The following is an 18,744-nucleotide window of genomic DNA, read 5'->3' on the forward strand; positions in this document are numbered from 1 at the left end:
CGGCACCGCCGCGACAGGCGAGGGCTCGATTATGTGGAGTCGGCGGACAGGACAAGGCCAGAGGTCGGCACACCGGTGCCGGCGGTGACCAGGATGTTCTCCAGGTTCTCGACCGGGTTGACCGAAGTGCCCCGGATCTGCCGGACGGCTTCGGCGATGCCGTTCATGCCGTGGATGTAGGCCTCGCCGAGTTGTCCGCCGTGGGTATTCAGCGGCAGGCGTCCGCCGATCTCGATGGCGCCGTCGGCGATGAAGTCCTTCGCTTCGCCGCGGGCGCAGAAGCCGAGTTCCTCCAGCTGCATCAGGACGAACGGGGTGAAGTGGTCGTAGAGGATGGCGGCCTGCATGTCCTCGGGACGCAGCCCGCTCTGCTCCCACAACTGGTCGCCGACCAAGCCCATCTCCGGCAGACCGGTCATGGCGTCGCGGTAATAGCTGGTCATCACGTACTGGTCGGTGCCGCAACCTTGGGCTGCCGCGGCGATCACGGCGGGCCGCTGCGGCAGGTCGCGGGCGCGCTCGACGCTGGTAACCACGATCGCGACCCCGCCGTCGGACTCCTGACAGCAGTCCAGCAGGTGCAGCGGCTCGGCGATCCAGCGGGAATTCTGGTGGTCCGCCAGCGTGATCGGCTTGCCGTAGAAGAACGCGGCCGGATTCACCGCGGCGTGCTTGCGGTCGGCTACCGCGACGCGGCCGAAATCCGCGCTGGTGGCCCCGTAGACGTGCATGTAGCGGCGAGCGACCATCGCCACCTGCGCAGCCGGTGTGCCCAGCCCCTGCGGATAGGACCAGCCCGCGTCGATCCCCGACGAGGTGGGCGTGCCGGCCAGCGCCGTGGCGAACTGCCCGAACCGCGACACCGAACGCTCGTTGAACGCGCGATAGGCAACCACCACGTCGGCTACACCGGTCGCCACCGCCATCGCGGCCTGCTGAATGGTGGCGCAGGCAGCGCCGCCGCCGTAGCCGATGTGACTGAAGAAGGTCAGTCGCGCAATCCCGACCGCCCTGGCCACCGCGGCTTGAGTATTGGTGTCCATGGTGAAGGTGGTCAGGCCGTCCACATCGGCCGTGGTCAGTCCCGCGTCGGCCAGCGCGGCGGTGACCGCCTCGGCGGCCAACCGCAGTTCGCTGCGCCCGGAGTCCTTGGAGAAGTCGGTGGCGCCGATGCCGACGATGGCCGCGCGGCCGGCAATGCCCTGCTCAGTCATCAACCCTCCGCAACGCGATGACCGCCGTCGCCGTGATGTGATCACCCAGGCTGTCCTTGCCGACCACGTCGACGTGAATGTCGTCGTCTTCCAGCGCGGTGACCGTACCGGTGAGGGTCAACGTGTCCCCCGCGTACAGCGGCACGCCCAGGCGCAACGCGAGCGATTTCACGATCGCGCGGGGACCGGCCCAGTCGGTGACGAAGCGTTGCACGAGGCCGGTGTCGGTGAGGATGTTGACGAAGATGTCCTTGGAGCCGCGGGCGACGGCCTTGTCCCGGTCGTGGTGGACGTCCTGGAAATCCCGGGTGGCCAGGGCGGTGCTGATCACGAACGTCGGATCGGCGGTGATCACCAGTTCGGGCAGCACGGTGCCGACCCGGACGGCCTGCGGTTGCCTCGCGGTATTCACGAGACGGCCTGCCAGATCGGTAGCGTCGCCTCGTCGTCCAGCTTCTCGAAGCCCACCTCGACCGGCAGGCCCACCCGGACGTCGGCGGGGTCGATACCGCGCAGTTCCCCGAGCATGCGCACGCCCTCATCCAGTTCGACCAGCGCGACCACGAACGGCACCTGCCGCCCCGGCACCTCCGGCGCGTGATGCACGACGTAACTGAACACGGTGCCGCGCCCGGACGCGACCACGTACTCGGTCGGCTTCGCCTTGTCCTGCCAGATGGCCGGGATGGGCGGATGCCGCAGCGATCCGTCCGGCAGCCGCTGAATGCGCAACTCGCCGACTTTTGTTCCCAGCCAGAAGAATTCGGTATCGGACGAAACCAGCGGCTTGACCCGCTCGCCCGCGGGTTTCGGTGTCGCGGCGCCGGGCGCGAATTTCAGCAGCCGCAACAGCATCTCGGCGACCACCTCGTCACCGACGCGCCAGATGGTCCGGAAGGTGACGAACCACCCCTCGCCCAGCGCGGTTCGCTTCGGGCCGCGGATATCGGAAAGCCTGCTGGAGACCGAAACCTGTTCGCCGACATTGAGATAGCGATGGTAGGTCTGCTGACAGTCGGTCGCGACGACGGATGTGTAGCCCGCGGCGTCGAGCAGTTCGGTGGCCGCGCCCATCGGATCGTCGGCAGGCCGGGAACCGTTGAGCCCGAACATGGTCCACACTTGTGCCATGGCGGGCGGGGCGACGATGCCGGGATGTCCCGCGGCGCGAGCCGCCGCCTCGTCGACGTAAATAGGGTTGGTGTCCCCCAGTGCCTCGACCCAATTGTTGATCATCGGTTGGTTCACCGGATCACGCCCGAAACGGGGCGCGCACTCGCCCGCGGCCCGGATGCTCTCGGCTGCGGCGATGATCGCTTCCGCAGGGCTGGTTTCCGGCACGCGCGACTCCTTCGCTGACTATCTGGGGACTCGCGGCAACCGCAGGCCGGACGAGGCGACCAACTCGCGCAGCACTTCGTTGACGCCGCCGCCGAAGGTCACGACGAGGTTCTGCTTGGTCCTGCGATCGAGCCAGGTGGACAATGCCGCGGTCGCCGGCTCGGCTGGGTCGCCGTAGCGGCCGAGGACCTCCTCGGCGAGCCGGCCCGCCTGCTGCAGCGATTCGGTGGAGAAGATCTTGGTCGCCGAGGCGTCCGCGATCACCTGCGCCTGGTCACCATCGGTAGCAGAGCGAGGGCCCCGCGGACGCCGCCCATCAGACCCAGCGGCGGGAGCGACGGGCTCGGAGGCGGCAGCGGAGCGTGACCACGCGGGGGTCCGCCCATCAGATGCAGCGGCGACCTGCCAGTTCAGCAGTTCGTTCAGCCGGACCATGGCGTGTATGCGCCCGAGCGAGCGCCGCACGTCCAGCTCGCCGAGCACGCCGTGCGACTGCGCCCAGTCGCGCAATCGGTCGTAGAGTTGCTCGATCTTGCCGGACGGACCCAGGCTCACCCGCTCGTGGTTGAGCTGCGTCGTGATCAGCGTCCAGCCTTCGTTCTCCGCGCCGACCAGCATGTTCGCCGGCACCCGCACATTGTCGAAGTAGGTCGTGTTCGTGTGGTGGGCGCCGTCGCAGGTGAGGATCGGGGTCCACGAGTAGCCGGGGTCGCTGGTGGCGGCGATCAGGATGCTGATGCCGCGGTGGCGCGATTCGGGCGAGCCGGTGCGGCAGGCCAGCCACACGTAGTCCGCCTCATGGGCGCCGGTGGTGAAGACCTTCTGCCCGTTGACGATCCAGTCCCCGGACTCGGCGTCACGCACCGCGGCGGTGCGCAGCGACGCCAGGTCGGTGCCGGCCTCCGGCTCGGAGTAGCCGATCGCGAAATGGATGTCACCGGTGCGGATTCCGGGCAGAAACCGCTGCTTCTGTGCTTCGGTGCCGAACTGCTGCAACGTCGGACCGACCGTCAGCAACGTCACCAGGGGAAGCGGGACATCGGCCCGGACCGCCTCGTTGACGAAGATCTGCTGCTCGACCGGCCCAAAGCCTTGACCACCGTATTCCTTCGGCCAACCGACGCCGAGCCAGCCGTCGCGCCCCATCTTTCGCACCACCGCGCGGTACGCGTCGCCGTGCCTGTTCACCGCCATCTCGGCCGCCTGCTCGGGAGTCACGAGATCGGCGAAATAGGTACGCAATTCGTCCCGCAACCGGTGCTGCTCGGCGGTCAAGTCGATGAACATCGCGTCCCCAGGCGATCGAGCCGGAACGACGCCCCGCCGAGCCAGCGGGCGATGTCCTTGGCCTGCGAGTAGTAGCGATGCATCGGGTGGGTGATGTCCACGCCGAGGCCGCCGTGCAGGTGATGACACTTCTGCATGGCCGTGGGCAGTTCCGCGGCCACGGTGTAGGCCAGGATCTCCAGATCGTCGTCGGTGCGCTCGCGGTGCTGCTGGGTCGAATCAACCTGGGCAAGAGCCCAGTTCGCCGACGCCGCGGCGACGTGCAGGGTGCGCGAGATGATGTACAGGTCGGCGATCTGCTGGGCCACCGCCTGGAACTGCGCCAGCGGCCTGCCGAACTGGTTGCGGGTACGCAGATGCTCGGCGGTCAGGATGATCGCACCCTTGAGCAACCCGTCGGCCACCGAACCGATCGAGGCGAGCGCCAGCCGGTGCAGCTCGCCCAGCCCGGTCGGCCACAGCTGGGCGGCGGGAATCTCCACCTGGTCCAGCAAAACGGTGCACTCCGGAACGCCCCCGGAGACCGGCGTCGGCGTCATGGTGAGCCCCTCGGCATCCGCGTCGATCAGCGCGATACCGGCATTGGTCGGCACCAGCAGCCAGCGCGCCTGTTCCGCGTAGGGCACGGCGATCTTGCATCCCGTGACGCGCACCGTCTTGCCGCTGGTGACCGCGATGGTCTCCGGCTTGTCGATGAACGGCGCCGCCGGTTCGTTCAGCGCCGCCGTGAGCACGGTGCCTTTGGCGACCTCGGGCAGTACCTGCGCCTGGACGCTCTCGGGCGCGGAAGCCACCAGGGGCAGCACACCGAAGCCGAGCGTAGGCAGGGCGGGCACGGCGACAGCGTCGGTGGCCAGCTCGGTGAGCAGCACGGCCACCTCGAGCAAACCCATACCGTCGCCGCCGTGGCGCTGCGGTAGCGGAACGGCGAGCAGGCCGGAGTCGACCAGTCTCGGCCACAACTCCATATCGCGTGCGGGTTCGTGCTCCATCAAGCTCACGACGACTTCGGCCACCGCGTCTTGGCCCTCGTCCCTGGTGAAATCCACGCTTTTCTCCCAGTTGTCTCGATGACTAGTTATCCGCGTCACGAGGCAGCCCCAGAATCCGCTCACCGGCCACGGTGAGCAGAATCTGCTCGGTTCCACCAGCAATCGACAGACAACGCGTGAGCAGGAATTCCTTCACCACATCGACATCCTGCGCACCGATGGGCCCTGCCATCTCGACAGCGAATTCCGCGACCGCTTGGCGGTGGCGCACCCCGACCAACTTCCGTACGCTACTCTGCGCACCCGCGTCCGCGCCGACCAGCACGTTCAGCGTGGCGCGTTGCTCGAGTAAAAGCCCGGCGGTCGCCTCTGCGACGAATCGGCCGAGCCGGTCGTTCACCAGCTCCGCGCCCGGACCCGTTGCGGGCGCTTTCGCGATCATTTCCTCGAGTATCGGCCCGATGCCGTTGCCGCCCATCGCGACCCGCTCGGTCGACAACGTCGAGCGGGCGATTTTCCAGCCGTTGTGCACCGCGCCGACTACACAGTCGTCCGGTACGAATACATCGTCGAGAAAAATCGCACTGAATCGCGCTTCCCTGGTGATCTGCACCAGCGGGCGGATATCCAGCCCGCTGCTGTGCATGTCGACCAGGAAATAAGTGATTCCGCGGTGCTTCGGCGCGTCCGGATCGGTGCGAGCCAAACAAATTCCCCAATTCGCTTCGTCACCCAGCGAAGTCCACACCTTTTGCCCGCGCAGCACCCAACCGCCAGCCACCTTTTTCGCGGTGGTGCGCAGCGCGGCCAGGTCCGAACCCGCCTCCGGTTCACTGAACAACTGGCACCAGACAACCTCGCCGTACAGGGTCGGCCAGGCGAACCGGTCGATCTGCTCCGGTGTGCCGTGTCGCAGCAGGGTGGGGATGGCCCAGCCACCGATAGCCAGGTCCGGTGCGGCGAGCCCGGCGCGGCGCAGTTCCGCGGAGATCATCAGCCCAGTCATGGGATCGGCACCGCGTCCGTAGGGCGGCGGCCAGTGCGGCATGACCAACCCCGCCCGCACCAGCGCCTGGCGCTGCTGATCGGCGGGCAGCGCCGCGATCCGCACGATCTTCGCGGCCAATTCGGGAACGTTGTCGGCGGTTACACCCGCAGCGTCAGCGGTCGGGGCCGCAGGCGCTAGCGGAGCGTGACCACCGAGGGCCGCGCGCATGCCGCGAAAAGTGTCCGCGCCGAGCCGGTCGGCGCCGGTGGTGCGCCGCGAGCCATGGCGGGTCAGCTCGGTGACCCGGGCCCGCCAGCGCGCCGAGCCGCCGAGCAGCTGGCGCAGCGCCACCGCCCTGCGCAGATACAGGTGCGCGTCGTGTTCCCAGGTGAAGCCGATCCCACCGAGCACCTGGATACAGTCCTTGGCGGTGTCGACCGCCGCGTCCAACGCGATCGCCGCCGCGATGGCGGCGGCGACCGGCAGTTCCGCGCCGCCCTCGTCCACGGCCGCCGCGGTATCACCCGCGACCGCGCGGATGAGCTCGGTGCGGCACAGCATCCAGGCACAGATGTGCTTGACCGCCTGGAACGATCCGATCTTGCGGCCGAACTGCTCGCGCACCTTGGCGTATTCGACCGCGGTCTCCAAGCACCACCCGGCGAGACCGGCCAGTTCGGCGGCGACCAGCGCGACGAGCAGACCTTCGGCCGGGTGCGGCGCGACGAACACCCGCTCGGCGGGCACGCGCAGGCCCGTGCACTGCACCCGCGCCAGGGGCGTGCTCAGGTCCAGCGGCGCGAGTGGTTCCAGCCGAAGACCGTCGGCGTCGGGCGGGACCAGGCACCAGCGCCGGCCGTGCGGGAGTTCCACCGGGAGCAGCACGGCGGTGCCCGGCGCGGCGCCGAGCACGGAATCCCAGGTACCTGTCAGCAACAACATCTCGCGCGCGGCGGGTACGCGCACCGTCGAGCCGACGACGAAGCCGAGCGCGACACCGCAGGGCAGGTCTTCGGCGAGGTTTCCCGCGGTGATCAGATTGGCCAACGCCGTGGTGAGCACAGGGCCGCCGACCAGATCGTGCGCCGCCTGCTCCAGCAGAACGGCGAGGTCGGTGACCGAACCACCGGCGCCACCCGCGTCCTGGTCCACCGCGGCCCGGAAGATTCCGAGTTCGGCGAGCGCGGGCCAGTAGGCGCGCCAGAAGTCGGCCGAGCCGGTCCGCATTGTTGCAATCGGACCGACCGTCGCCGCCCAGCCGCAGATCGACTCCTGAACGGCTTTATGCTCGTCAGTGGTGGCGATGGTCACAGTCCATACCGCCTCTCCGGCGTGACTCCCACACCTAGAACATGTTCTAATATCCTAGCCGGGCGGAAGTCAAGAGACCATCTCCGTCGCGGCCGGCCGCACCCGCGGCCGACGAAACGACGTTCCCGGAGAGGACTTTCAGCGATGGCCAGTCCGTCCCGTGCACAGCCGGCCGACCCGGGCGCGGCACTACCCGCCGCCACGGTCACGACGCTCAGTGAGGACGAACTGAGCTCGGCGGCGCAGCGCGATCGGCGCAAGCGGATTCTGGACGCGACCTTGGCCCTGGCCTCCAAAGGCGGTTACGACGCCGTCCAGATGCGCGCGGTGGCCGAGCGCGCCGACGTCGCGGTCGGCACCCTGTACCGGTATTTCCCCTCGAAGGTGCACCTGCTGGTCTCCGCGCTGTCGCGCGAATTCGAGCAGATCGAAGGCAGACGCAAGCCGCTCGCCGGACAGACGCCCCAGGAGCGCATGCACCGGCTGCTGACCCAGATCACCCGGATGATGCAGCGCGACCCGCTGCTCACCGAGGCCATGACGCGCGCCTTCATGTTCGCCGACGCTTCGGCCGCCGCCGAGGTGGACCGGGTCGGCAAGGTGATGGACCGAGTGTTCGCGCGCGCCATGAACGACGGCGAGCCCACCGAACGGCAACTGGCCATCGCGCGGGTGATCAGCGATGTGTGGTTGTCCAATCTGGTCGCTTGGCTGACCCGGCGCGCCTCCGCGACCGACGTCACCGAGCGCCTGGAACTGACCGTCGACCTCCTGCTCGGCGAACGCAACCAGTAAAGGAAGCAGGCAACGTCAGCGCATCTTCAGCGAATTCAACGCCCGGCCGCTGCGCCGCGCGCGAATCGCTCCTGTACTGCGACTGAGCGCACCGGCTCCGATCCCATAGCCGCAAGCTGGGCGGACCCCTCGGCCGCAGGGTCGACATGCGCGTTATCGTGCGCAGGTGCAGCGGCGCTCTTCTGTGCCACAAATTCAACCCAGTATTGTTTTGGCCGCCCCCTGAAAAAATCCTCCGATCACTAGGTTGGATGCGTGAGCGCACAGGATCTGCCACTGGAACTTCGCCGTGCACTGTCGACGGTCGCGCGCGTGCCACGGCTTCTGGTCGCATCGGACTACGACGGGACACTCGCGCCCATCGTGTCCGACCCGGCCAAAGCCTTCCCCCATCGGGAATCGGTGAGTGCGTTACGGGCACTCGCCGGCCTCACCGGTACCACCGCCGCCGTGATCTCGGGGCGCGCGCTGCGAGATCTCGCGGCGCTGTCGCGCCTGCCGGTCGAAGTGCAACTGATCGGCAGCCACGGCTCGGAATTCGACGTGGGCTTCGTGCACGCGATCGACAGCAACGCCAAGCATCTGCTCCAAGAGTTGCAGACCGCGATGAATCAGATCGCCGCGGACAATCCCGGCGTCACGGTCGAGATCAAACCGGCCAGTGTGGCGCTGCACGTGCGTAACGCGAGCCCCGAGATCGGGCATCGCGCCCTGTCGCAGGTCCGGCTCGGCCCCGCGTGCTGGTTCGGCGTGCAGGTCACCGAGGGCAAGGCCGTCATCGAACTGGCCGTGGTGCAGACCGACAAAGGCACCGCGCTGGACACCGTGCGACACCAGGCGGGCGCTTCGGCCGCGGTGTTCTTCGGTGACGACGTCACGGACGAGAAAGCGTTCCGGGTGCTGTCGGGTCCGGACGTCGGCATCAAGGTCGGCGAGGGCGAGAGCCTGGCCAAATTCCGGGTGGACAGCACCGAGGCCGTTTCCTGGGCGCTCGCCTTCCTGCTGGAGGAGCGGCGTACCTGGCTGGCCGGCGCGAGCGCGCCGCGCATCGAGCGGCTGACCATGCTGGCCAGCCCGCGCTCGGTCGCACTGCTCACCCCGGACGCCACGGTGACCTGGTTCTGCCACCCGGAACCGGATTCGGCCGCGGTATTCGCGCACCTGCTCGGCGGCCCGCAGGGCGGTCACTTCACCATCGGGCCGGAGCGGCCCGGGCTTCCGCTCTCGCAGCGCTATGTCGACGGCACGATGACCGTCGAAACCCGGTGGGCCAGTTTGCAAGTGGTGGACTACCTGCCACACGACGCCGCGCCCACCCGCACGGATCTGACCAGGGTGATCACCGGCCATGCGAAAGCGGTGGTCACGTTCGCCCCGCGGCCGGAGTTCGGCCAGGTTCCGGTGAACCTGGAAGCGCAGGAGGGCGGCCTGCGGGTGTACGGCACCAACGATCCGATCGTGCTGCGTTCCCCCGGCGTGCGGTGGGAGATCGTCACCGACGGGACGCATGAGTCCGCGCGGGCCGTGGTCGACCCGTCTCGCGGTCCGATCGTGCTCGAATTGCGCTGCGGCACACCCGATCTCGAACCCGCCCAGACCAGTGAGGCCGAGCGGCGACGGGAGGCGGAGCGCTACTGGTCGGAATGGGCCGCACAGCTCACCCTCCCCCCACTGAAGCCGGACCTGATGAAGCGCTCCGCGCTCACCCTGCGCGGTCTGGTGCACGCACCGTCCGGCTCGATCCTCGCGGCGGCCACCACCTCGCTGCCGGAGGACATCGGCGGCGTGCGCAACTGGGACTACCGCTACTGCTGGCTGCGCGACGCGGCGCTGACCGCGTCGGCGCTGGTGTCGCTCGGCTCGCTCGCCGAGGCAGAGGATTACCTCGGGTGGGTGCACCGGGTGCTGGAGACGATCCCCGGTCCCGAGCGCCTGCACCCGCTGTACACGCTCTACGGCGAGACACTGCCGCCGGAGGCGTCGATCGACCAGCTCCCCGGCTACGCGGGCTCCCGCCCCGTGCGCGTCGGCAACGCGGCGAACATGCAGGTGCAGCTGGACGTGTTCGGTCCGATCGTCGATCTCATCGCGACCCTCGCGCACGCCAGGGAGCTGCGCGGCGTCACCGATCCGGCGGGCGTGCTGCCGGACGCCGATTGGGAGCTGGTGTGCGCCATGGTCTCCGCGGTGCAGCGGCGCTGGCAGGAGCCCGACCATGGCATCTGGGAGATCCGCGGCAACCCTCGCCACCACGTGTATTCGAAGGTGATGGGCTGGCTGACCATCGACCGCGCACTGACCCTGGCGCAGAAGTTCGACCGCAAGGCCGACCCGGACTGGGCGGTGCTGCGCGACACCATCGCCGACGAGGTGAAGGCCAAGGGCTGGAACGACGAGGTGCAGTCCTACACCGCGGCCTACGACGGCACCGACCTGGACGCGGCGACCCTGCACATCGGGCTCAGCGGCCTGATCGATCCGTCCGACCCGCGGTTCGCCGCGACCGTCGTGGCGACCGAAGCCGAGCTGCGCAGCGGTTCGACCGTGTACCGCTACCACCACGACGACGGCCTACCCGGCGGCGAGGGCGGGTTCCACCTCTGCGCGGCCTGGCTGGTCGAGGCGTACCTGCTGATCGGGAAACGCTCCGACGCCGAGGCGCTGTTCGCCCAGCTGGTCGACGTCGCCGGCCCGACCGGACTGCTCAGCGAGGAGTACGACCCGGTTGCCGAACGCTCGCTCGGCAACCACCCGCAGGCCTACAGCCACCTCGGCCTGCTGCGGTGCGCGCAGCTGCTCGGACAGCCCGTGGAGGCCGCGCTGGTCTGACCGCGCGCAAGGCTGGCCTGACCGCACGCAGGCCCAAGGGCCCGCGAACGAGGAATCGTTCACGGGCCCTTCGCCTTTGGAACTTCATTCGGCGATTTGACCTGCTTTGCTAAGGTTAATCGGTAACGATTACCATTATGATCTGCTGGACTGTCAGGAGTACCCCCACGTGAACACCCGATTCGCCATGACATGCGCAGGCCTCGCCGTGGGGGTCGTCTCAGCCATGACGCTCGCCGCTTGCGGTACCGCGAGCGTCCCGGACCGGCCGATCGTCGTCGCCTCCACCGACGTCTGGGGCGATATCGCCACCGCGATCGCCGGCCCGGACGCAACCGTCCGATCGCTGATCACCGACCCGTCCGCCGACCCGCACTCGCATGAGACCTCGGCCGTGGAGTCGGCCCAGCTCAGCGACGCCGACCTGGTGATCTACAACGGCGGAGGTTACGACCGGTTCGCCGAGAAAGCGCTGGCGGGCACGAACAAGCGCACCGTGGACGCGTTCGCCTCCCGGGTCGACAAGAGCGACGAGAACGAGCACGTCTGGTACGACGTGCGCACCGTCGGGGTGGTGGCCGACGGGATCGCGACCCAGCTCGGCGAACTGGAACCGGACAAAGCCGCGGCGTACGCCGAACGCGCGAAAACGTTCAAGGACCGACTCGCGGCGGTCACCGCGATCACCGCCGCGCTCGCCGCCCAGCACCCGAAAACGCCGGTACTACAGACCGAACCGCTGGCGCACTACCTGCTGGTCGCCGCCGGGGCCGAGGACCGCACCCCGCACGAGTTCCAGGAGGCCATCGAGCAGGAGACCGACCCGGCGCCGGCAGCCGTCGCGGCGACCAAGGACCTGCTCGCCGGTAAGCGGGTGCGCGCGCTGATCTACAACACGCAGACCCAGGACAAGATCACCAACGACCTGCGCGCCACCGCGCAAGCCGCGGGCATCGCCGTGGTCGAAGTGACCGAAACCCTGCCCGCCGGAGCGGATTACATTCAGTGGCAAACGAAGAACGCGCAGGCGCTGGCCTCCGCATTGGGCTGAGCAGATGACCGAGCGAACAATAGACACAGCAGCTCATGCTCGTGACGACGCCGAGCGCGGGCGAGGGGGCGTTATCAGCCGGGTAGCCGCACCGGCCGAGCACAGCGACCAGTCGGACCGGTACCGACCGGGCCGCGCGAACGGCTCAGCCGCCGTGCTGCTGCAAGCGGCCCGAATGTCCTTCGGCGACCGACCCCTCTGGCAGGGACTGGATCTCACCATTGCGCCGGGTGAGTTCGTCGCCGTTCTGGGGCCGAACGGATCGGGCAAGACCTCTCTGTTGAAGGTGTTGCTCGGCCAGCTCCAGCTCAGTGCGGGTACGGCACGGATCGCCGGCTCCCCCGCACGCACCGGCAACCCCGACATCGGCTATGTGCCGCAACAGAAGACGATCGACGCCGGGGTGCAGCTGCGCGGGGTGGACCTCGTCGGTCTGGGCGTCGACGGACACCGGTGGGGGCTCGGCCTGCGATCCCGCGCCGAACGCAAGCACCGGGTAGCGGCGGCGATCGCCGACGTCGGCGCGGAGCACTTCGCTTACGCGCCACTGGAATCCATGTCCGGCGGCGAGCAGCAGCGGCTGCGGGTGGCGCAGGCGCTGGTCGGCGATCCCAAGGTGCTGTTGTGCGACGAGCCGCTGCTGAGCCTGGACCTGGCCAATCAACGACTGGTCGCCGAACTGATCGATCGGCGGCGGCGAACCCACGACACCGCCGTGCTGTTCGTGACGCACGAGATCAATCCGATCCTGCCGCTGGTGGATCGGGTGTTGTACCTGGTCGACGGGCAATTCCGGATCGGAACACCGGACGAGGTGATGACCTCGGCGGTCCTGTCCGAGCTGTACCGCACCGAGGTGGACGTCCTGCGGGTGCGCGGGCGTCTGGTGGTCGTCGGCACCGGCGACACCATGGACGCGCTCGGCTCCGCGGGCGGACACTGCCACGGTGCGGCGGGCGACGGGTTCGCACACAGTGTGTCCGAAGTCCAGCGAACGTCAGCGGCGACAACCACACCGCCCTCGTCCGCCGGCGCCACCGCCCCGGCGACCTCAGGTGACGCCGAGTCTGTTTCCGCCAATGGTGGCGCCGACCTCATCGGCAGCAGCAATGCCGCCCTGCCGGCCGCACACCCGGATTCGAGCGGAGTTCGTCCGTGATCGACAAGCTTTCCGGCGTCCTCACCAAGATGCTGGACTTCGGCACCACCGCGCACCTACTGTCCTACGGCTTCGTCCAGCAGGCGTTGCTGGCCGCGGCGCTGCTCGGGTTGCTGTCCGGGGTGATCGGTCCGCTCATCATCAGCAGGCAGATGTCCTTCGCCGTCCATGGCACCAGCGAGCTGTCGCTGACCGGCGCCGCGGCGGCGCTGCTGGCCGGTGTCGGAGTCGGCCTCGGCGCCATCGCCGGATCCGTGGTCGCGGCGGTGCTCTTCGGTCTGCTGGGCACCCGTGCGCGCGAGCGCGACTCGGTGATCGCGGTGGTGCTCTCGTTCGGGCTCGGTCTGTCGGTGCTGTTCTTGTGGCTCGGACCGGACCGGGCCGGCTCGAAGTTTTCGCTGCTGACCGGCCAGGTGGTCAGCGTCGGCAACAATGGTCTCGGGCTGCTCGCCGTCTGCACGGCGGGAGTGCTCGCGGTGCTCGCGTTCGTCTACCGGCCGCTGCTGTTCGCCAGCTCCGATCCGGAGGTGGCCGTGGCACGTGGTGTCCCGGTACGGGCGCTGTCCATTGTGTTCGCCGTGCTGCTCGGTGTTACGGCGGCATTCGGCGTGCAGATCGTCGGGGCATTGCTGGTGCTCGCGCTGCTGATCACACCGGCCGCCGCCGCGGCCCAGCTCACCGCGAATCCGCTGCGGGCCACCGTACTCGCCGTGGTGTTCGCCGAGACCGCCGCGGTCGGCGGCATCCTGCTGTCGCTGGCTCCGGGCGTCCCGGTATCGACGTTTGTCACCACGATCTCGTTCTCGATCTACCTCGGCTGCCGCGTACTCGCCACCCGCAACCGCAAACTCGCGCGCGCCCGCTGACACACCGCATCCTCGATCAGCGCGGCGCGAGAGTTCGATCGCCGACCGGCGTGCGGGTGCTCGGCCGAATCGGCATCAGCGACGCTGCCGTGGTCCAGATGATCTTCCGGGGCATGCGGGCCTTCCGGCTGCGCGACGGTCCGCGCATATGTGCGATCGGGTGGCAGGTCCGGTGCGGATAGCAGAGGTTTTCCGACCTGGGACCGGCTGCCCCGGTCGGCTAACATCCTGTGGCATGAGTTCGGAACTGCACGTCGACGTCACCAAGGGCGTCGCCGTGCTCACGCTCAACCGGCCTGCTCAGCAGAACGCCTTCACCCCCACGATGGCCGCCGAACTGGGTGCCGCGCTGCAGCGCTGCGATGTGGAAGACGCCATCCGTGCCGTCGTCGTCACCGGAACCCCGCCCGCGTTCTGCGCGGGCGCGGACCTATCCAGCCGGGTCGGCGAGGTCAGCGCGACGATCGATCCGCCCCCGTGGCGGGTGCGCAAACCCGTGATCGCGGCGGTGAACGGACACGCGGTCGGCATCGGTCTGGCCCTCGCCCTGCAGTGCGACCTGCGGTATATGGCGCGCGACGCGGTCTATGGACTCAACCAGGTCCGCCGTGGTGTCCTGGCCGACGGCTACGCCCACTGGACGCTGCCCCGCCTGATCGGCATGGCCAATGCCGCCGACATCATGCTGACCGGACGCACCTTCGACGGCGACGAAGCGAAGGCGATGGGCCTGGCCAACAACTCTTTGCCCGGCAGCGAGGTGCTACCTACCGCGCTAGCCGTCGCGCACGACATAGCCAATGGCTCGGCCCCGCTACCGGTGGCGCTATCCAAGCGGCTGCTATGGGAGGGGCTCAGGATGAACCCGACCATGGTCGGTCAGCTGGAAACCGAGCTCAACCAGCACGCCGCCAAGAGCGTCGACGGTGGTGAAGCCATGGCCGCGTTCCGAGACCGCCGCCAGCCCAGCTGGTCCGGCAGTGTCAGCACGGAATGGCCCGCCTGGGACGCAACCGGTGAACACGAACGGCCCAGCCTGGACTAGGCGGCTACCTCGCCTTCGCCCCCCAGCACGGCTACATCCGGCCGCCTTCTCCGGCTACCCCGGTCTTCGGCGGACTCGCCTTTCCGGGGGCTACCTCAGCCTCCGCCGGCCCGGCTGCCGATGGACCGACCGGCGCCCTTTCCGCCTCCGTTCGACCCGCCACCGGCTGATGACGGACTACGCCGGACGCCACGCTCGCGCGCCGAACTCACCTCCCGCTCGACCCCGCTGTAGGGCTGGCGACGAACTTCATCCGGCTTCGCCGCTAAGCGTTACCGCGCAGCGAGATGAGCACGAACAGCAGCGCGAAGATGATCATCAGAACGGTGCCGATGACGCCGAGGACATAACCGACCAGGACCTGAGTGCGACCGCCGTACGGCTGGACCGTGCCGCCGGTATGCGCGGCCACATCGTGCGAAGCCTCGATATCGTTGAGCGCCTTGCGACCCAGTGCCCATGCCACCGGCCCCAGCACGCCGCAGCAGAGCAGACTTGCCGCGCCGAGGAACAACACCGCCGACGCGTTCGGATGTTCGACCGGCTGACCGATGGGCTGATTGGGTATCACCACCAGCCGAATACTAGGCTAGTTCGCCGCTGCGCGTCTTCAAGCCGTACCGATCAGATAGTGCGTGATTCGCGTTCAGGTCCTACGTTGCGTGTCATGCGAGTTCCGCTCCTACCCCGGCGATTTGCCCCGTGTGCTCACGAAATCAGTTGTCGCGCAGCCTCATTCGAGCGCGAACCAATCAGCTGTAAGCGTCCACCGCATCCGTCGGCCGACGGATGCGGCGTCGGATCGGTCAGCACATGCCGCCGGTTACGGCACTGACCGTTTCCCCGGCCCTGCCGAATGCGCGGGGCTATCGGAATCGAGCAGTACCGCGCCTCGAGCCGAACACGCTCGGTTCGAAGCGCGCTGCCCGGCTGCGAGAATTCCACGCTCACATGCGGCGCTGCCGGGCTACTTCGGAGAGCACCACACCGGCGGCAACCGAGGCATTGAGTGACTCGACCGGACCGGCCATGGGGATGGAAAGGATCGAGTCGCAGTTCTCCCGGACCAGGCGGGACAGGCCCTTGCCCTCCGAACCGACCACGATCACGGTGGGCTCACGGCCGTCGAACTCGTCCAGAGTAGTATCGCCGTCCGCATCCAGCCCGACGATCTGAATGCCCCGCGCGGCCCAATCCTTCAGCGTACGAGTCAGATTCGTCGCGCGCGCGACTTGCAGGCGAGCCGCCGCGCCGGCGCTGGTGCGCCAGGCCACCGCCGTGACACTCGCGCTGCGCCGCTGCGGAATCAGCACGCCATGGCCGCCGAAGGCCGCCACCGAACGGATCACGGCGCCGAGGTTGCGTGGGTCGGAGATATTGTCCAGCGCGACGAGCAGCGCCGGGCTCGCCGAGTCGCGAGCCCGGTCGAGCAGATCGTCCGGATGCGCGTAGCGGTACGGTGGCACTTGCAACGCGACGCCTTGGTGCAAACCGTTGGCGCTCAACCGATCCAGATCGGTGCGCGGCACTTCGAGGATGGCGATGCCCGCGTCGGCGGCGAGGTGCACGCTCTCGGTCAGCCTGTCGTCGTTCTCCGTACCGACCGCGACGTACAACGCCGTCGCGGGCACTCCCGCGCGCAGACACTCCACGACCGGATTGCGCCCGAGCACCAACTCCGGACCGTCGTCGGTCCTGCGTGCTCCCGGCCGGCCGGTCGCACCGCCGCGTGCCGCCGGACCGCCCTGGGCAGCCTTGGCTTTCGCGGCCGCCCGCTTGGCCGCGGGATGCTTGGTCCGCTGCTCCGCGGGCGGCGTCGCGCCGCGACCCTCCAGCCCGCGCCTGCGTTTGCCGCCGGAGCCGACCACCGCGCCCTTCTTGCTGCCGGACTTGCGGATCGCACCTCGTCGCTGCGAGTTGCCTGCCATCACTTGGCCTTTCCGGATTGCGGTGCGCCGAGCGCCCATTCTGGACCGTTGGCGGTGTCGGTGACCTCGATGCCCGCGGATTGCAGGCGATCACGCACGGAGTCGGCGGCCGACCAGTCCTTCGCCGCGCGCGCCTGCTGGCGGCGATCGAGTTCCGCGCCGACCAGCACGTCGAGCGCACCGAGCGCGGCCGAGGAATCGCTCGGCACGTACCAGTGCGGGTCGAACGGATCGACGCCGAAGACGCTGAGCATGGCCCGCACCTGGCCGGCCAGGTCACCGGCCGAGTCGATCGCGCCGGCTTCCAATGCCTTGTTGCCTTCGTGCACCACGCGGTGGATCTCGGCCAGTGCTTTCGGCACCGCGAGATCATCATCGAGAGCGGCGGCGAACGAGTCGGTCCACTTTCCGACCGGAATCTCCCCGGCTCGGTCGAACACCCGGTTCACGAACGCCTCGATGCGCTGATAGGACTGCGCCGCGTCGAACAGAGCCTTGTCCGAGTACTCCAGCATCGAGCGGTAGTGGGCGCTGCCCAGGTAGAACCGGAGCTCCACGGGGCGAACTTTCCTGAGCACGTTCGGCACCGAGAGCACGTTGCCCAGTGACTTGGACATCTTCTCCCCGCCCATGGTCACCCAGCCGTTGTGCAGCCAGTACCTGGCGAAGCCGTCACCGGCGGCCTTCGACTGGGCGATCTCGTTCTCATGGTGCGGGAACACCAGATCCATACCGCCGCAATGGATATCGAACTCGCCGCCGAGGTAGAACCCGGCCATCGCGGAGCACTCCAGATGCCAACCGGGGCGGCCCGGCCCCCACGGTGACGGCCAGGTCGGCTCGCCGGGCTTGGCGGCCTTCCACAGGGTGAAGTCGCGCGGGTCGCGCTTGCCCTCGCCGGCGCTCTCGCCCTGGTGCACGTCATCGAGCTTGTGGCCGGAGAGCTTTCCGTACTCGGGGTAGCTCACCACGTCGAAGTAGACGTTGCCCGCCGAGGCGTAGGCGTGACCCCGGTCGATCAACCGCTGCATCATCTCGACCATCTGGGTGATGTGGCCGGTGGCGCGGGGCTCCACGGACGGCGGCAGTACCCCGAGCCGCTCGTAGGCGCGGTCGAAGGCGCGCTCGTGCGTGGCGGCCCACTCCCACCACGGCCTGCCCGCCTCGGCGGCCTTGACCAGGATCTTGTCCTCGATATCGGTGACGTTGCGGATGAACCAGACGTCGTAGTCGTGCGCGAGCAGCCAGCGGCGCAGGACGTCGAATGCGACTCCGCTGCGCACATGGCCGATGTGCGGCTCACCCTGCACGGTGGCGCCACAGAGATACACCGAAGCACGGCCAGGGACCAACGGCGCGAATTCGCGCACGGTCCGCGTGTCGGTGTCAAAGAGGCGCAGCGTCACGGCAGTCGATCCTAGCTGGTGTATAAGGGCGTTCACGGACCGGCTCTGGTCCGCCGGAGCAGGATCAACGACAGGATTGCAGCAGGGCCGTCGCGACCGCGGCGACGCCCTCGCCGCGGCCGGTGAGTCCCAGCCCATCGGTGGTGGTGCCGGACACCGAAACCGGAGCGCCAAGCAGCTCGCCGAGCACCTGCTGGGCCTCGGCGCGCCGGGGCCCGATCCTGGGCCGATTGCCGATCACCTGCACCGCCGCGTTGACCACTTCGAAGCCCGCGGCACCGAGCAGCCTGCGCACTTCCTTCAGCATCGCCGCCCCGGAGACGCCTTCCCACTCCGGGCGTCCGGTACCGAACACCTCGCCGACGTCACCCAGCCCCGCCGCGGACAGCAGTGCGTCGCACAGCGCGTGCGCGGCGACGTCACCGTCGGAGTGGCCCGCGCAGCCGTCGTCACCCTCGAACCGCAGACCAGCCATCCAGCAGGGCCGACCGGCCTCGATGGGATGGACATCGCTGCCGATGCCGACGCGCAT

General features: G+C 68.7%; 15 protein-coding genes and 2 pseudogenes. 7 read left to right on the forward strand and 10 right to left on the reverse strand.

Annotation, left to right across the window (positions count from 1 at the left end):
- Positions 1-29: 29 nt before the first annotated feature.
- Genes ACT86A_RS19570 through ACT86A_RS19595 form a run of 6 tightly spaced genes read right to left on the reverse strand, consistent with a single transcriptional unit; the run spans position 30 to position 7,133 of the window.
- The gene (locus ACT86A_RS19570) at positions 30-1,214 is read right to left on the reverse strand and encodes a lipid-transfer protein (protein WP_445093608.1); all 1,185 of its coding nucleotides are present in this window, start codon (positions 1,212-1,214) and stop codon (positions 30-32) included.
- Positions 1,207-1,626 carry a MaoC family dehydratase gene (locus ACT86A_RS19575; RefSeq protein WP_445093609.1) on the reverse strand — a complete coding sequence of 140 codons (420 nt, stop codon included), beginning with the start codon at positions 1,624-1,626 and terminating at the stop codon, positions 1,207-1,209. Before ACT86A_RS19575 ends, ACT86A_RS19570 begins: the two co-directional genes overlap by 8 nt.
- Positions 1,623-2,555 carry a bifunctional MaoC family dehydratase N-terminal/OB-fold nucleic acid binding domain-containing protein gene (locus tag ACT86A_RS19580; RefSeq protein WP_445093610.1) on the reverse strand — a complete coding sequence of 311 codons (933 nt, stop codon included), beginning with the start codon at positions 2,553-2,555 and terminating at the stop codon, positions 1,623-1,625. Before ACT86A_RS19580 ends, ACT86A_RS19575 begins: the two co-directional genes overlap by 4 nt.
- An 18-nt stretch (positions 2,556-2,573) precedes the next feature.
- Positions 2,574-3,842 carry an acyl-CoA dehydrogenase family protein gene (locus ACT86A_RS19585; protein WP_445093611.1) on the reverse strand — a complete coding sequence of 423 codons (1,269 nt, stop codon included), beginning with the start codon at positions 3,840-3,842 and terminating at the stop codon, positions 2,574-2,576.
- Entirely contained in the window at positions 3,827-4,891 is a 1,065-nt protein-coding gene (locus ACT86A_RS19590) for an acyl-CoA dehydrogenase family protein (RefSeq protein WP_445093612.1), read from the reverse strand. The genes ACT86A_RS19585 and ACT86A_RS19590 overlap by 16 nt, the downstream gene beginning before the upstream one ends.
- Positions 4,892-4,916: 25 nt before the next feature.
- Complete coding sequence (locus ACT86A_RS19595; protein ID WP_445093613.1) at positions 4,917-7,133, reverse strand: acyl-CoA dehydrogenase family protein; 2,217 nt, start codon at positions 7,131-7,133, stop codon at positions 4,917-4,919.
- Positions 7,134-7,277: 144 nt separating this feature from the next.
- On the opposite strand from ACT86A_RS19595, the gene kstR reads away from it, so the two are divergent.
- From kstR to ACT86A_RS19630, 7 genes and pseudogenes are all read left to right on the forward strand, one after another.
- Positions 7,278-7,928 (forward strand): cholesterol catabolism transcriptional regulator KstR, encoded by a 651-nt coding sequence (gene kstR, locus ACT86A_RS19600; protein ID WP_445093614.1) that lies wholly within the window; start codon positions 7,278-7,280, stop codon positions 7,926-7,928.
- A 255-nt stretch (positions 7,929-8,183) separates the two neighbouring features.
- Complete coding sequence (gene otsB / locus ACT86A_RS19605) at positions 8,184-10,757, forward strand: trehalose-phosphatase (RefSeq protein WP_445093615.1); 2,574 nt, start codon at positions 8,184-8,186, stop codon at positions 10,755-10,757.
- Between the two features lie 226 nt (positions 10,758-10,983).
- Positions 10,984-11,808 (forward strand): metal ABC transporter solute-binding protein, Zn/Mn family, encoded by an 825-nt coding sequence (locus ACT86A_RS19610; RefSeq protein ID WP_445093616.1) that lies wholly within the window; start codon positions 10,984-10,986, stop codon positions 11,806-11,808.
- 175 nt (positions 11,809-11,983) lie between these two features.
- Positions 11,984-12,784 (forward strand): annotated as a pseudogene (locus tag ACT86A_RS19615) (metal ABC transporter ATP-binding protein); the annotation flags it as partial.
- A 179-nt stretch (positions 12,785-12,963) separates the two neighbouring features.
- Complete coding sequence (locus ACT86A_RS19620) at positions 12,964-13,833, forward strand: metal ABC transporter permease (RefSeq protein WP_445093617.1); 870 nt, start codon at positions 12,964-12,966, stop codon at positions 13,831-13,833.
- A 50-nt stretch (positions 13,834-13,883) separates the two neighbouring features.
- Positions 13,884-14,015: pseudogene (locus tag ACT86A_RS19625) on the forward strand (acyl-CoA dehydrogenase family protein); the annotation flags it as partial.
- A 53-nt stretch (positions 14,016-14,068) separates the two neighbouring features.
- Positions 14,069-14,878: an enoyl-CoA hydratase/isomerase family protein gene (locus tag ACT86A_RS19630; protein ID WP_445093618.1), complete on the forward strand. Its 810-nt coding sequence runs from the start codon at positions 14,069-14,071 to the stop codon at positions 14,876-14,878.
- Between the two features lie 265 nt (positions 14,879-15,143).
- On the opposite strand, the gene ACT86A_RS19635 is transcribed toward ACT86A_RS19630, so the two are convergent.
- From ACT86A_RS19635 to ispF, 4 genes are all read right to left on the reverse strand, one after another.
- Positions 15,144-15,452 carry a DUF4190 domain-containing protein gene (locus ACT86A_RS19635; RefSeq protein WP_445093619.1) on the reverse strand — a complete coding sequence of 103 codons (309 nt, stop codon included), beginning with the start codon at positions 15,450-15,452 and terminating at the stop codon, positions 15,144-15,146.
- A gap of 373 nt (positions 15,453-15,825) precedes the next feature.
- Positions 15,826-16,806: a 23S rRNA (guanosine(2251)-2'-O)-methyltransferase RlmB gene (gene rlmB / locus ACT86A_RS19640; RefSeq protein ID WP_445093620.1), complete on the reverse strand. Its 981-nt coding sequence runs from the start codon at positions 16,804-16,806 to the stop codon at positions 15,826-15,828.
- The gene (gene cysS / locus ACT86A_RS19645; RefSeq protein ID WP_445093621.1) at positions 16,806-18,212 is read right to left on the reverse strand and encodes a cysteine--tRNA ligase; all 1,407 of its coding nucleotides are present in this window, start codon (positions 18,210-18,212) and stop codon (positions 16,806-16,808) included. The genes rlmB and cysS overlap by 1 nt, the downstream gene beginning before the upstream one ends.
- Before the next feature lie 64 nt (positions 18,213-18,276).
- Positions 18,277-18,744 (reverse strand): 2-C-methyl-D-erythritol 2,4-cyclodiphosphate synthase, encoded by a 468-nt coding sequence (gene ispF / locus ACT86A_RS19650; protein ID WP_445093680.1) that lies wholly within the window; start codon positions 18,742-18,744, stop codon positions 18,277-18,279.

The organism is Nocardia glycosmidis (assembly GCF_052545115.1).

Coding starts and splice junctions, on each gene's coding strand:
- ACT86A_RS19570 (WP_445093608.1), bottom strand. CDS start 1,214: ATGACTGAGCAGGGCATTGCCGGCCGCGCGGCCATCGTCGGCATCGGC.
- ACT86A_RS19585 (WP_445093611.1), bottom strand. CDS start 3,842: ATGTTCATCGACTTGACCGCCGAGCAGCACCGGTTGCGGGACGAATTG.
- kstR (WP_445093614.1), top strand. CDS start 7,278: ATGGCCAGTCCGTCCCGTGCACAGCCGGCCGACCCGGGCGCGGCACTA.
- ACT86A_RS19610 (WP_445093616.1), top strand. CDS start 10,984: ATGACGCTCGCCGCTTGCGGTACCGCGAGCGTCCCGGACCGGCCGATC.
- ACT86A_RS19630 (WP_445093618.1), top strand. CDS start 14,069: ATGAGTTCGGAACTGCACGTCGACGTCACCAAGGGCGTCGCCGTGCTC.
- rlmB (WP_445093620.1), bottom strand. CDS start 16,806: ATGGCAGGCAACTCGCAGCGACGAGGTGCGATCCGCAAGTCCGGCAGC.
- ispF (WP_445093680.1), bottom strand. CDS start 18,744: ATGCGCGTCGGCATCGGCAGCGATGTCCATCCCATCGAGGCCGGTCGG.